The sequence below is a fragment of the Candidatus Purcelliella pentastirinorum genome, from assembly GCF_003391335.1.
GTDB lineage: Bacteria > Pseudomonadota > Gammaproteobacteria > Enterobacterales > Enterobacteriaceae > Purcelliella > Purcelliella pentastirinorum.
In genome coordinates this window covers 253,394-268,047 of record NZ_CP028374.1, presented here as the reverse complement: position 1 = coordinate 268,047, position 14,654 = coordinate 253,394, and the positions used below count along the sequence as shown (strand labels likewise).

The following is a 14,654-nucleotide window of genomic DNA, read 5'->3' as shown; positions in this document are numbered from 1 at the left end:
TTATTATGTAATTTATTAGAGATTAATTTTTTTTTTTATTAGTTTGTTTAATAAGTTATATGTATTTTTTATTTTTTCTTTATATTTTTTGTTTTTTATGTATCCTATTTCTTTTAGTGTTTTTAATGAAGATAATAATGTTTGTTTATTGTATAATTTAAATTTATTTATTTTTTTATTTTTGTTTTGATAGTTTATTAATATTTTACTTTTATTATATAAATCTATTGTATTAATATTTGGTTTTAACTTCAATATTGAAATTATTGTTATATATTTTTTTAATATATCATTTATATGTGTGGATAATATTTTTGTTTGATTATTTCTTTTTTTATTTATATAAATTATTAGTTTTTTTTGTATAATTAATTTTTGATTAATAAATTCTTTTATTATGTAAATAATAAATTTATTAATTTTTTTTTTATTTAAATATAAATAAAATTCATTTTTTAGTATAGGATATATTATATTTATTTTATCTATTATTTCTTTTTTTTTTATTTTTTTATATTTTTGTATTATTTTTATTATTAGTGATGGAATAATAAAAATGTGTTGAATATTATTTTTATAATAGTTTAAAATATTTATATTTTCATTTAAAGTTATTAAATCACAATTTTTATTTTTTTTTAATCTAAATTTATTAGTTTTTATGGCTTTATTTAAAATTTTTTTCGCTGATTCTTTTGGAAATGTAAAATATTTAGAGTATGGTACTGTTTTGAATAGTTTTATGTAACATTTTATTTGTTCTATCATTTTTATTTTATTTATCTGGTATTTTTTTACCGAAAGTAATATAATAGCACATAAATTTGTTGAATTTGCAGCAACTGCAGCATTTATTCTATTCATAATATTATTTGCTATGTTTTTAGCTGTAGGTATTAGCCAGTTAGGATTTTTTGATTTGCTAAAATTTAAATTTTGTTTCCATTCTTTAACGTTTTTATTTAAATATTTTATTAGGTTTAATGGTTCACCAAAATTTATATAGCTATTACCAAAATTTTTCATATTTTTTATGTTTTTTATTCCTTTTAGTATTTGTAATATGTTTTCATTCTTTTTTAAATGACCTGACATTTCTTTTGTATAAGTTTTTACTTCCATTATATGATCATAATTTATGTAGATGGGTACCAATATTATTGGTTTGTTGATATTTTTTAATAGAGATTTTATTGTTATTGTTAATATTCCCGTTTTTGGTTTTAATAGATAACCTGTTCTTGATCTGCTACCTTCAATGAAATATTCTATAGAATGTCCTCTTTTTATTAATTTTATTAAATATTCTTTAAATATAATTGAATATAATTTGTTACCAATAAATGTCCTACGAATAAAAAACGCTCCTAGTTTTCTAAATAAATACCCAATTGGCCAAAAATTTAAATTTGTTCCTGCTGCTATATATGGTATTGAAAGTCCTTGATGATATATTGCATAAGATAATATAAGATAATCTATATGGCTTTTATGGCATGGTAAATATATTATTTTATTTCCTTTATATGCTAATTTACATATTTTTTTGTTTCCATTTATAATTATTTTATCAAAGGTTTTATTCCATATTATTTTCATTATTCTATTTACTATTCTAATCATTTCATATGAAAAATTAGTTGCTATTTCTTTGATAATTGATAGAGTGAAACTCTTAATTTTTTTTTGTTTTTTATTTTTTTTTTTAATTTCTTTGTTTATTTTTTTTTTGATAGTTTTAGATTTTAATATTTTTTTGAAAAGTTTATTTCTTTTTATTATGTTAGGACCAATTGTTGCAAATTTTTGTTTGTTAAAATTTGTATTTATTTTATAAATTAATTTTTTAATTAATAATCTTTTTGAAATATTTTTTAATGAAATATTTTTGAGAGATATTTCTTTAGAGAAGATAATAAATGTTTCTTTTCCTATCCATATTATTTGTAAAATTTTTTTTATTATTTTTATAGTTTTTGTAATATTTTTATTTTTATAGTTTTTATTTTTTTTATATTTAGGTTTTCTGCCTATAAATATTAATATTGGTAAGATTTTAAAATTTAAATTAAAATTTTTTTTTTCTAGTTTTATATATTTATTAATTAATTCAATGTTTTTTTTATTTTTTATATAAAATAGAAATTTATTATTTGTATTATTTATAAATATGCATCTAGGTATTTTTTTATTGTTAATTTTTATTGATTCCGTAGGATCAGGTAATTTTTGTTTATAACATTGTTTTTTTAAAATTAATAGATCTATTTTTGATTTTTTTTGTAAAATATATATTATTTTTTGTTTTTTTTTAATTTTGTTTAAATATTTTGGTAAAGTTTTAATATTTATACAAATATTTAATAATAAATTTATTATTCCATTATAAATGTTATATTTATGTATCATATAATAAATTTAATTCCTTTTTATGTTTTATTAATGAATTTTGAAATATTTTATATTTATTTTTTATAATATAATGAATAAAAATTTTTAAAAATATATTTTTTGTAATAATTTTTTTAATTTTTAAAGAATTAAATATTTTTTTTTTTATAATGGTATATATCAATATTATTAATCCAATTATAAATATTAATATTGGTAAAATAGTTAAAAATAGTATTATTTTTTTTTTATATATTAAAAATATAGGCATATTACTTAATAATGACCCAACTATTATTAATGTTATTACCCATATAAAAGAGCTTATTACGTTATAAATTTGAAATTTTTTATATTTTATTTGTGACATTCCAATTATAATAGGTAATAAAGTTCTTATAAAAGCAATAAATTTACTTATAATCATTGCAGATAATCCATATTTATTAAACAATTTATTTGTTTTATTATATGTTTTTTTTGGTATATTCGATATCCATAATTTTATTATTTTTGTATTACTAAAAAATTTACCATTGATATAACCTAACCAACAACCTAATATTGTAGCCATTGTTAATGTTAATATTATTGATGGTATTTTTATTATTTTTTTTGTTACTAATATACCTACAAGTATTAATAAACTATCTCCAGGGAGAAAAGCTGTTGGTATTAATCCATTTTCTAAAAAAATGATTATGAATAATATAGAATAAATAATCCATGTATAATTTGTATTAGATAGAGTATTAAAATCTTGTTGTAATAGTGCATACAGTAATTTATGTAAAATATTCAAATATTATCCTTCTATTTTTTAAATGTATTTATTTTTTCTTAATATATCAGAATTAATTTGTTTCATATATTTTTAATTAACTAAATTTTATATCTTATTTATTTTGTAGAATAAGTATTTTTTTAATTGTATTAAAATTATTTAATATGACAAAATTTATTTATTATTTTTTTAAATATTTTTTTAGTAGGTTTTATATATGAATTATCAATAAATTCGTTTGGTTTATGAGCTTGTTTTATAGATCCCGGGCCTAAAATTATTGTAGGACATATTTTTTGTATAAACGGTGCTTCTGTACAATAATTTACTTTTTTTGTTTTTTTACATTTTAATATTTCTTCAATTTTTTTTAATAATTTGTATTTATTATTATATTTAAATCCTGGTATTGGTGGATTTAAATCTTGTATAGTAATTATATTGCCCCATTTTTTATTTATAGGTTTTAAAGTATTATTTAATATTTCGTTTATTTGTTTTGTATTAATATTTGGTATTGGTCTTATATCAATGTGTAAATGACAATATGAACAAATTCTATTTACCGCGTTGCCTCCATATATATGTCCTAAATTTAGAGTAGGATATGGTACTGTAAATGTATTATCATTGTAATCTGTTTTTAGTTTTTTTTTTAATTTTAATAAGGTGTTTATTATTTTATTCATTATTTCTATGGAATTTATACCTAAATTTGGATTACTTGAATGTCCTGATTTTCCCTTGATTTTAATTATTTTTGAAATATGTCCTTTATGTGAATTAATAGGTTTTAATTCTGTTGGCTCGCCTATTATTGCAAAATTTGGATTTATGGATGTTACATCAGAAAAATGTCTTGCTCCTGACATTGAAGTTTCTTCATCAGCGGTAGCTAAAATATATAGTGGTTTTTTAAATTTTTTAATATTGATATTTTTTAATATTTCTAATATAAATACAAAGAATCCTTTCATATCTGTTGTTCCTAATCCATATATTTTATTATCGTATTCTGTAATTTTAAATGGATCTTTTGTCCATTGTTTTTCATCGTAGGGAACAGTATCAGTATGTCCGCTTAACAGTAAACCATTTTCTCCGTTGTGACTTTTTGCGAGCATATTAAATTTATTTTTTGTATTTGGTATATATTGTATATCTATTGTAAATCCTAAATTATTAAACCATTCTGCTAAAATATTTATTATATTTTTGTTGCTTGTATCTAATTTTTTATCACTTGAACTGATTGATGGTATATTTATTATTTTATTATACATATCAATAAATGATGGTAATTTATTTTTCATTTTTTATCCTTTTAAAATTAGTTTTTAAATTACTAATATTTATATTTTATATTTTTAATTTAAAAATATAAAATAAATATTAATTTTTAATTATTTTATTAATTTAAGTTTTTATTACTTTTAATATTTTATTCATATTTTATTTTAAATAAAATATTTATTTTATTTAAAATAATAAATAATAAGATTTTTAATTATTTTATTTTTTATATCTTGTATATGCTTTTATTATTTCTTCTTGTGCATATTTAACATCCATCCATCCAATTATTTTAACCCATTTATTTTTTTCTAAGTCTTTATAGTGTTGAAAAAAATATTTTATTTGATTTTTTTTGAAATTAGATAAATCATTTATATCTTTTATATTATTATATTCATTTGTAATTTTATTTGTCGGTACAGATATTATTTTAAAATCTTTTCCAGATTCATCTTCCATTTTAAGTAATCCAATTGGTCTGATATTTATGATACATCCTGGAATTAATGAGTATTGAGTAATAACCATTGCATCAATAGGGTCACCATCTAGTGATAATGTATTTTTTATATAACCGTAATTGCATGGATAAAACATAGGAGTATATATTATTCTATCAACATATAATGTTTTATTTTTTTTATTCATTTCATATTTTATTGGGTTGCTATTTGCAGATATTTCAATAACAACATTTATTTTATTTGTTTTTTTATTATTATTTTTTTTTTTGTTAAAATTCATATATTTTTACCAATATAGATGTATTATTTATAATATTTAATAATATTTTATTAATATAAAATTTAAATTTTATATTAATATATATTAAAAAATTAATTATTAAATATTATTATATAAATTTTTTTTAAAAATCTGTATAATATTTTTAAATTTATTTATGTTTTATCATAAATTAAGGTATTAACTTTGGTAAATTCAGAATTTAATGATATTGATTCTATTGAAACTATTGAATGGTTGGAATCAATAAAGTCTGTTATTCATAATGATGGTATTGAACGTGCCAAATATTTACTTAATAAAATATCAAAAGTTATATTTAGAAATGAACATTTTAATGATTATTTAAATAAATTTAATTATATAAATACTATATCTGTTGAAGAAGAACCAATATATCCTGGTAATATTGTTATAGAAGATCGTATTTGTTCAGCTGTCAGATGGAATGCTATCATGATTGTATTAAGGGCTTCTAGAAAGAAATTAGATTTGGGTGGTCATTTATCTTCATTTCAATCTGTTGCACATATATATGAAGTTTGTTTTAATCATTTTTTTCGTATTTATGGTGATGATAATATCGGTGATTTAGTTTATTTTCAAGGCCATATTTCTCCTGGTATATATTCTAGAGCTTTTTTGGAAAATAGATTGACTGAAATTCAGTTAAATAATTTTCGTCAAGAAATATGTGGTAATGGAATTTCTTCTTACCCACATCCAAAATTAATGCCTAATTTTTGGCAATTTCCTACAGTTTCTATGGGTCTTAGTGCGTTAAATGCTATTTATCAGGCTAAATTTTTAAAATATCTGTATAATCGTGGTTTAGATGATACATCTAAAAGAACTGTTTATGCTTTTTTAGGAGATGGTGAGATGGATGAACCTGAATCTAAAGGAGCAATAAATATAGCTTCTCGTGATAAATTGGATAATCTTATATTTGTTATAAATTGCAATTTACAAAGATTAGATGGTCCGGTTTATGGTAATGGTAAGATTATTATGGAATTAGAAAATTTTTTTTTGGGTGCTGGTTGGGAGGTAATTAAGGTTATATGGGGTTCAAATTGGGATCCATTATTAAAAAAAGATGTTAATGGCAAATTAATTAAATTGATGAATGAAACAGTAGATGGAGAATATCAAACTTTACAATCTAAAAATGGTATGTATATTCGTGAACATTTTTTTGGTAAATATTCTGAAACAAAAGATTTAGTCAAGGATATCACAGATATAGATATTTTTAATCTTGTTAGAGGAGGACATGATTACAAAAAAATATATGCAGCTTTTAAGAAAGCACAGGTTGTGAAAAATAAACCAGTCGTAATTTTATTTCATACTGTTAAAGGATATGGTTTAACATCAAATATCGAAAGTAAGAATATTTCTCATCAGGTAAAAGATATAAGTTTTGATGATTTATGTTCTATAAGAGATAATTTGCAGATTTCAATAGATAATAATGGTATTAGTAATTTATTATTTGTAAAATTTGCTAAGGGTAGTGATGAATATGAATATTTACATGATAGACGTAAAGTTTTAGGTGGTTATTTGCCTAATAGAAATATGTATAATTTAAAAGATAAATTAATTTTACCTAAATTATCAGATTTTAAATCTTTATTGAAAAAACAAAATAAAAAAATATCTACTACAATTGCTTTTATTCGTATATTAAATATTATTTTAAGAAATTATTCTATTAAGGATAGAGTTGTTCCTATTGTAGCAGATGAAGCAAGAACTTTTGGTATGGAAGGTTTGTTTCGTAAAATTGGTATTTATAATTCTAATGGTCAAAAATATATTCCTCAAGATTACAATGAAACTTTTTATTATAAAGAGGATAAAAATGGTCAAATACTACAAGAGGGTATAAATGAATTAGGTGCCATTTCTTCTTGGATATCTGCTTCAACGTCTTATTGTACTAATAATTTAACTATGATACCTTTTTATATTTATTATTCTATGTTTGGTTTTCAAAGAGTTGGTGATTCACTTTGGGCGGCAGGTGATCAACAAGCGAAAGGGTTTTTAATAGGTGGTACATCTGGAAGAACAACATTAAATGGTGAAGGTTTACAACATGCTGATGGTCATAGTCATATTTATTCTTTGACAATTCCTAATTGTATTTCATATAACCCAGCTTATTCGTATGAAATAGCTGTTATTATTTATGATGGTTTATTAAGAATGTATGGTCCTAATCATGAAAATGTATACTATTATATTACAACTTTTAATGAAAATTATCATATGCCTAGTATGCCCCCTAATTCTGAGTATGGTATAAAAAAAGGTATTTATAAATTAGAAACATTAAATGGTAGTAAAAGTTCAGTTCAATTATTAGGTTCTGGTTCTATTTTGCAACATGTTCGTATGGCAGCTAGGATTTTATCTAATAGATATGATATAGCATCTGATGTTTATAGTGTTACATCTTTTACAGAATTAGCTAGAGATGGTCAAGATTGTGCTAGATGGAATTTATTACATCCTAATGATGTTAATAAAAGTTCTTATATATCATGTGTTATGAATAGTTTTCCAGCTTTAGCAGTAACTGATTATATAAAATTATTTGCTGAACAAATTTCTAGTTATGTTCCTAGTGATAAATATTTTGTATTAGGTACAGATGGTTTTGGAATGTCTGATAGTCGTTTTAATTTACGTAATTATTTTGAAATAAGTTATCCTTATATTGTGATTTGTGTGTTAAGTATATTAGTTCAATTGAAAGATATTAGTTCTATTTTTTTTAATCATGCTATAGATCTTTTTGGTATTGATGTTAATAAAATAAATCCTCGTTTATTTTGAAAGAGAAAATAATATATGCTTATTGATATAAAATTACCTAATATTGCAGGTGTTAATGAAGTTGATGTGGTTGATATTTTAGTAAATATTGGTGATTCAATTAAATTTGAACAAATAATATTTGTAGTTGAAGCACAAAAAGCTTCTTTTGATATTCCATCTCCATATAATGGAATTGTAAAAGATATAAAGGTAAAGATTTTTGATACAGTAAAAATTAATGATATTATAATTATTATTGATAGTGATGAAATTAATTTACAGTCATCATTAAAAACTTCATCTAATATCTTAGATGTTATATGTGATAATAAAATATCTAAAGTTTATAATAATAAATTTAAATCTACTAAAACAAAGGATTATTTTTTAAATGATTTTAAATCATATGCTACACCATTAATTCGTAGATTAAGTCGTAAATTAAATATAGATTTGTTTAACATTAAAGGTTCAGGTAGAAAAGGTCGTATATTGAAATCTGATTTAGATGATTATTTGAATATTAAATCTAGATTTATCAATAATAATAAAAAAGATAATAAATCTATAAAGAAAGAAAATGAATTTGATAAGTTTGGAAAAACAAAATTTTTAGCAATTAGTGATTTACAAAAAAATATTGCTAATAAATTACATAAAACATGGAATACTATTCCTCATGTTACACAGTTTGATGAAATTGATATTACTGATTTAGAAGTTTTTCGTCATAGTGAAAATAAAAGATTAAGTTTTGATAAAAATTTTATCAAAATAACACCTATTATTTTTTTATTAAAATCTATTGCGAAAAGTTTAAAAAAAATGCCTAATTTTAATAGTTCTTTATCAAATGATGGTAGTTTTTTGATATTAAAGGAATATATTAATATTGGTGTTGCTGTAAATTCTTCTTATGGTTTGTTTGTACCTGTTATATGTAATGTAGATAAAAAAAATATTATTGATTTATCTGTTGAATTATCAAATTTATCTAATCAAGTACGTTCTAATAAATTAAGAAAAGTTGATTGTCAGGGTGGTAGTTTTACTGTTTCTAGTTTAGGTAAGTTAGGTGGAATATTTTTTACACCAATTATTAATTTTCCAGAAGTAGCTATTTTAGGTATATCAAAAATTTTAGTAAAACCTGTATTTGTTTTAAATAAAATTATTCCCAGGACAATTTTACCATTTTCTTTATCTTATGATCATAGAGTTATTAATGGTGTTGATGCTGGTGAATTTATGTGTTTAATAGATTATTTTATGTCTGATATTCGTAGATTAATTATATAATTTAATATTTTATTTATTTATTAATATATTAATTTTAAAATATATTTTTTATAATTTTATGTAAATTAATATTATGAGGATTTAGTTTATATGGAAAAGAATACTGAAGTATTGGTAATAGGTTCTGGCCCAGCTGGATATACATCTGCTTTTCGTTGTTCTGATTTAGGTTTAAAAACGACTTTGATAGAATCATATTCTCGTTTAGGTGGAGTATGTTTAAATTTTGGTTGTATTCCTACAAAAGCATTGTTGCATATATCAAAAACATTAAATATTTTTAGTGATTTATCTAATAATGGTATTATTGATACTAATATTAATATTAATATTAGTAAATTATATTCATGGGAGAATAAAATTATTAATAGATTATCTTTTAATTTAAGTAAGTTAGCTTTAGTTAAAAGGATTAATGTTATTTATGGAGTAGGTAAATTTATTTCTGATAATAGTATAATTGTTAATGATGTTAATAATAATAACATTATTGTTAAATTTAAATATGCTATTATAGCTACTGGATCTTCTCCTATTAAATTATCTATTGTTAATGATGATTCAAAACTTTGGTATTCTAATGATGCTGTTTTAATAAAAAATATTCCTGATAAATTGCTTATAATTGGTTGTGGTATTGTTGGGTTAGAGGTAGCTAATATTTATAGTTCTTTTGGATCTATTGTTGATGTTGTTGATATATCAAATAAAATTATGTCAATGTTAGATATTGATGTTGTTGATTTTTTTTTAAAATCTATGAAAAATAAAATCAATATTATTAAAAATACTAAAATTATTTCTATTGAAAATAGGGATAATGGTTTTTTGGTTTTTATGCAGAGTCCTTCATCTGATATTAGTTCAAAATTTTATTCTAATGTATTAGTATCTATTGGGAGATATCCTAATACTAAATTGTTAGCTTTAGATAAAGCAGGTGTTGAACTTGATGATAATAATTTTATTAAAGTTGATGATCAAATGCGCACTAGTAATTCTAATATATATGCTATTGGTGATGTAGTTGGTTACCCTATGCTGGCTCATAAGGGTATACATGAAGCATATGTAGCATCTGAGGTTATTGCAGGTTTTAAACATTATTTTAATCCTAGGATTATTCCTTGTATTTTGTATACTGATCCTGAGTTGTCTTGGGTTGGTATGACAGAAAAAGATTGTAAAAAAAATAATATTCCTTATCAAGTATCATTATATCCGTGGTCTTCATCTGGTAAATCAATAATTATAAATTCTACAAAAGGTATTACTAAATTGATATTTGATAAAAGAACAAATAAAATTATAGGAGGTGTTATAATTGGTGCTAATAGCAGTGAGTTATTAGGAGAATTATCTTTGGCAATAGAAATGGGATGTGATGCTGAAGATATATCTTTGACTATACATGCTCATCCTACATTGAGTGAATCTATTAATTTTTCAGTTAAAATGTTTCTTGGTAATTTTACTGATTTTATTAATGTTAATTAATTATTATATGTTAATATGATGTTATTTTTAATTTTTGAAATAATTGTTCATATAAATTACTTATATCACCTACATCATTTTGCCATTCTCCTTTATTAATCATTTTATTTGAAGGATATAAAAATTTATTATTTGACATAGTTTTAGGTAATATTTTTTTAGCTTCTATATTTGGAGTTAAGTATCCTGTAGATATAGCAATTTTAGCAGATATATCTGGTCTTAATAAAAAATTTATCATTTTTAATGCTCCCTCTATATTTTTTGCATTAATTGGAATTGATAAATTGTCCATCCACAATATGCTTCCTTCCTTGGGCCATATTAATTTTAATGGTACATGTGCTAATTTTGCTGTATATGCTGATCCATTCCATATCATTCCGATATTTATATCTCCTTCAATAAAAGGATTGCTGGGATTATCTGAATTAAAGGTTAATACGTTTGGCATAAGTATTTTTAGTGTTTTATATGCTTCTTGTATTTTTTTTTTATTTGTAGTATTACCAGAATAACCTAATTTTAATAGTGCCATATGAAAAACTTCTCTTGCATCATTTATTAATAGAATGCTATTTTTATATTCTTTTTTCCATAAATCTTTCCATGATGTTATTTTTTTATAATCAATTTTATCACTATTTATTCCTATTGCAGTTGCTCCCCATATATACGGTATTGAATATTTATTTTGAGGATCAAATGGTTTATTTAGTAAATTTTTATCTATAAAATATAAATTAGGAATTTTTTTTTTGTTTATTTTTTTTAACATACCTTCATTTTTCATTTTAGCTACAAAATATGTTGATGGTACTATTAAATCGTAAGGTATTTTTTTGTAAGTTTTTAATTTTATATACATATCTTCATTAGAATCATATGTTGAATAAATTACTTTTATTCCACTTTCTTTTGTAAATTGTTCAAGTATTTCTGTTGGTACATATTCACTCCAATTATAAAAATATAGTGTATTTTTTTTTATTTCTTTACAGTTGGTTATTAATGATATAATGAGTATTATAATAAATAATAATTTATTCATTTAATATTCCTTTTTTATATAATAGTAATTGGCTTATGCCAGCTAATATTATAGTTGTAGATAATAGAATAGTTCCTAAAGCATTTATTTCTGGTGATATTCCTAATTTTACCATTGAAAAAATTTTTATCGGTAATACTTCAAATTGTGGACTAGATACAAAAAAAGATATCACTACATCGTCTATTGATAAGGTAAAACTTAATAACCATCCAGCTATTATTCCTGGAATAGCTATAGGTATAATAATTTTGTATATTATTATTATGATATTGGCTCCAAGATCTTTCGCTGCTTCTAATATTTTATTATCGAATCCGTTTAATCTTGAATATATTGTTATTGTTGTAAATGGTAATGAAAAAGTTATATGAGAAAATAATAATGACCAAAATCCTAGTGAAATATTGAATAAGGTAAAAAATAATAAAAGTGAAATAGCCATAACAATATCTGGTGATATTATAATTATAAAGAGCATTGTTGTTATAAAAGATTTAAAACAATTATTTTGATAATATATCACTATTGCTGTTATCAATCCTATAATTGTTGCAATAGTAGCGGATATTATTCCTATTATTAGAGAATATTTTGTTGCTTCAATCAAACTACTGTTATTTGCTAAAACTGTGTACCATTTAAAACTAAATTCTTCCCAGTTAATTCCAAATCTTGATTTATTAAATGAATTAGTTATAAGAATTATGATTGGTATATATAACCAACAGTATATTATTAATATAAATGAATTTTTTAATAAATTATTCATTATTTTTTTTTAAAAGATTTATTGTTTTGAGATATATTATTAATATAAAACCTATTATTATAGTTAGCATTATATTAGTTGCAGCACCAAAAGGCCAATCTCTTATTTTTATGAATTGATCAGTTATTATATTACTTATTAGTAAGTTTTTTGCTCCTCCTAATAAGTCAGAGATATAAAAGAGTCCCATTGCTGATAAAAGTACTAAGATACATCCTGTTAATATACCCGGAATAGATAATGGTAAAATTATTTTTATAAATCTTTGTATTTTTGTAGCTCCAAGATCTTTTGCTGCTTCTAAACAGCTTTTATCCATTTTTTCTAAATTAGAATAAAGTGGTAAAACCATAAATGGTAATAGTATATATATTAACCCAATAATTATGGCTTGTGAAGTAAATATTATATGATATGGTTCTTTAATTATATGTAACTTTAATAGAAATTTATTTAGTATTCCATTTGTACTAATAAATATTTTTAAGCTGTATATTCTTATTAAAGAATTAGTCCAAAATGGTATTATTATTAAAAATATCATAAAAGATCTTATTTTTTTTTTTAGTTTGGTTAAATACCATGAAAATGGATATGCAATCAATAAACAACATATTGTAGATATTATTGCTAAATCAAATGAATGTAATAAAATTTTACTGTATATTGGATTTAATAATTTTTTGTAATTATTTAATGTAATGGTTTTATTAATAAAATGTATATTATCTCTAGTAAGAAAACTTGTAATAATTAAGATTATATTTGGTAAAAATATAAATGTTATTAGCCAAATTAATATTATTATGATTATTATTTTTTTCAGGAGACTAAAATTATTTTTTATTTTCATATGGCAGTATAACCTCCCAATTTTTTACCCAACTTACTGCCATTTTTTGATTTAAGTTGTGATCTACGTTTGGATCGTCTTCATTGAAGAATTCGCTTACTGTAATTATTTTACCATTTTCAAGTTCTACTGTAGATTCAAGGGTCATACCTTTATAGTTTCTTTCACGTACATACCCAATAAGTTTGTTTGTTTTTTGTTTATTGTTTATTTCTTCAACTCTTAAATCTTCTGGTCTTAATAGAATATGTATTTTTTGTCCTATTATAGCTTTAAATTTTATTTTTAGAATAAAGAATTTTCCATCTATTTCAACCATAATTTTTTTTTTATTTATTATTTTTAATACTTCTGTATTAAATATATTAATTTCTCCAATAAATTTAGCTACGAATATATTATTTGGTTTTTCATATATTTCTCTTGGAGTTCCTTCTTGTTCAATATGACCATTTTTTATTACTAATATTCTATCTGAAATACTTAATGCTTCTTCTTGATCGTGTGTTACTAGAATAAATGTTATTTTTAGCTCTCTTTGTAGGTATTTTAATTTGTTTTGCATTTTTTTTTTTAATTTATAATCTAATGCGGATAGTGGTTCATCTAATAGTAAAATTTTAGGTCTATTTATTACAGCTCTTGCAATTGCTACTCTTTGTTGTTCTCCTCCCGATAATTGATTGGGATATCTTTTTTTAAAGTTTTCTAGTTGTACCATAGATAATGATTCATTTACTCTTTTTATTATTTGTTTTTTTGTAATTTTTTGTATTTTAAGTCCAAATGCTATATTTTCAAATACAGACATGTGAGGGAATAATGCATAATTTTGAAATACTGTATTTATGTTTCTATTTTCTGCTGGTGTATTTGTAATATTTTTATTATTTAAAAAAATATTTCCTGTATTTGCTTTTTCTAACCCGGATATTAAACGTAATATTGTTGTTTTACCGCAACCTGATGGTCCTAATATTGTTAAAAATTCTCCATAATATATATTCATATTGAAATTAGTTATTATTTTTTTTTTTTTATATAATTTATTTATATTTACTAATTTCATTAATATTTTTTTTGAATTTTTTTTTATCATATTAATGACTCTATTTATAATATGGATTTATAATTT

General features: G+C 21.3%; 11 protein-coding genes. 3 read left to right on the top strand and 8 right to left on the bottom strand.

The window, feature by feature from the left end; genetic code table 11:
* Positions 1–15 precede the first annotated feature (15 nt).
* The 4 genes from plsB to ppa form a co-directional block, all read right to left on the bottom strand.
* A complete protein-coding gene (gene plsB, locus C9I82_RS01320) occupies positions 16–2,409 on the bottom strand; it encodes a glycerol-3-phosphate 1-O-acyltransferase PlsB (protein WP_115956057.1) in 2,394 nt (797 codons plus the stop codon).
* Positions 2,399–3,193, bottom strand: a complete 795-nt coding sequence (locus C9I82_RS01315; protein ID WP_115956056.1) for a DedA family protein — start codon at positions 3,191–3,193, stop codon at positions 2,399–2,401. Before C9I82_RS01315 ends, plsB begins: the two co-directional genes overlap by 11 nt.
* A 137-nt stretch (positions 3,194–3,330) precedes the next feature.
* A complete protein-coding gene (argE, locus tag C9I82_RS01310) occupies positions 3,331–4,488 on the bottom strand; it encodes an acetylornithine deacetylase (RefSeq protein WP_115956055.1) in 1,158 nt (385 codons plus the stop codon).
* 199 nt (positions 4,489–4,687) lie between these two features.
* Positions 4,688–5,215, bottom strand: coding sequence for an inorganic diphosphatase (ppa, locus tag C9I82_RS01305; protein WP_115956054.1), 528 nt, complete (start codon positions 5,213–5,215; stop codon positions 4,688–4,690).
* 186 nt (positions 5,216–5,401) lie between these two features.
* Between ppa and aceE the strand changes: the two genes are divergently transcribed.
* The 3 genes from aceE (at position 5,402) to lpdA (ending at position 10,843) form a co-directional block, all read left to right on the top strand.
* On the top strand, positions 5,402–8,065 hold the full coding sequence (gene aceE / locus C9I82_RS01300; protein ID WP_115956053.1) for a pyruvate dehydrogenase (acetyl-transferring), homodimeric type: 2,664 nt from the start codon (positions 5,402–5,404) through the stop codon (positions 8,063–8,065).
* A gap of 15 nt (positions 8,066–8,080) precedes the next feature.
* Positions 8,081–9,346, top strand: a complete 1,266-nt coding sequence (locus C9I82_RS01295; RefSeq protein WP_115956052.1) for a 2-oxo acid dehydrogenase subunit E2 — start codon at positions 8,081–8,083, stop codon at positions 9,344–9,346.
* Between the two features lie 90 nt (positions 9,347–9,436).
* Complete coding sequence (gene lpdA / locus C9I82_RS01290) at positions 9,437–10,843, top strand: dihydrolipoyl dehydrogenase (protein WP_115956051.1); 1,407 nt, start codon at positions 9,437–9,439, stop codon at positions 10,841–10,843.
* Between the two features lie 10 nt (positions 10,844–10,853).
* Here lpdA and C9I82_RS01285 read toward each other — a convergent pair whose 3' ends face one another.
* The 4 genes from C9I82_RS01285 to potA are packed head-to-tail and all read right to left on the bottom strand — an operon-like array spanning position 10,854 to position 14,618.
* The gene (locus C9I82_RS01285; protein ID WP_115956050.1) at positions 10,854–11,894 is read right to left on the bottom strand and encodes an extracellular solute-binding protein; all 1,041 of its coding nucleotides are present in this window, start codon (positions 11,892–11,894) and stop codon (positions 10,854–10,856) included.
* Positions 11,887–12,669 carry a spermidine/putrescine ABC transporter permease PotC gene (gene potC / locus C9I82_RS01280; protein WP_115956049.1) on the bottom strand — a complete coding sequence of 261 codons (783 nt, stop codon included), beginning with the start codon at positions 12,667–12,669 and terminating at the stop codon, positions 11,887–11,889. The genes C9I82_RS01285 and potC overlap by 8 nt, the downstream gene beginning before the upstream one ends.
* Positions 12,659–13,519, bottom strand: a complete 861-nt coding sequence (gene potB / locus C9I82_RS01275; RefSeq protein WP_115956048.1) for a spermidine/putrescine ABC transporter permease PotB — start codon at positions 13,517–13,519, stop codon at positions 12,659–12,661. Before potB ends, potC begins: the two co-directional genes overlap by 11 nt.
* Entirely contained in the window at positions 13,503–14,618 is a 1,116-nt protein-coding gene (gene potA / locus C9I82_RS01270; protein ID WP_115956047.1) for a spermidine/putrescine ABC transporter ATP-binding protein PotA, read from the bottom strand. Before potA ends, potB begins: the two co-directional genes overlap by 17 nt.
* Positions 14,619–14,654: the final 36 nt, after the last annotated feature.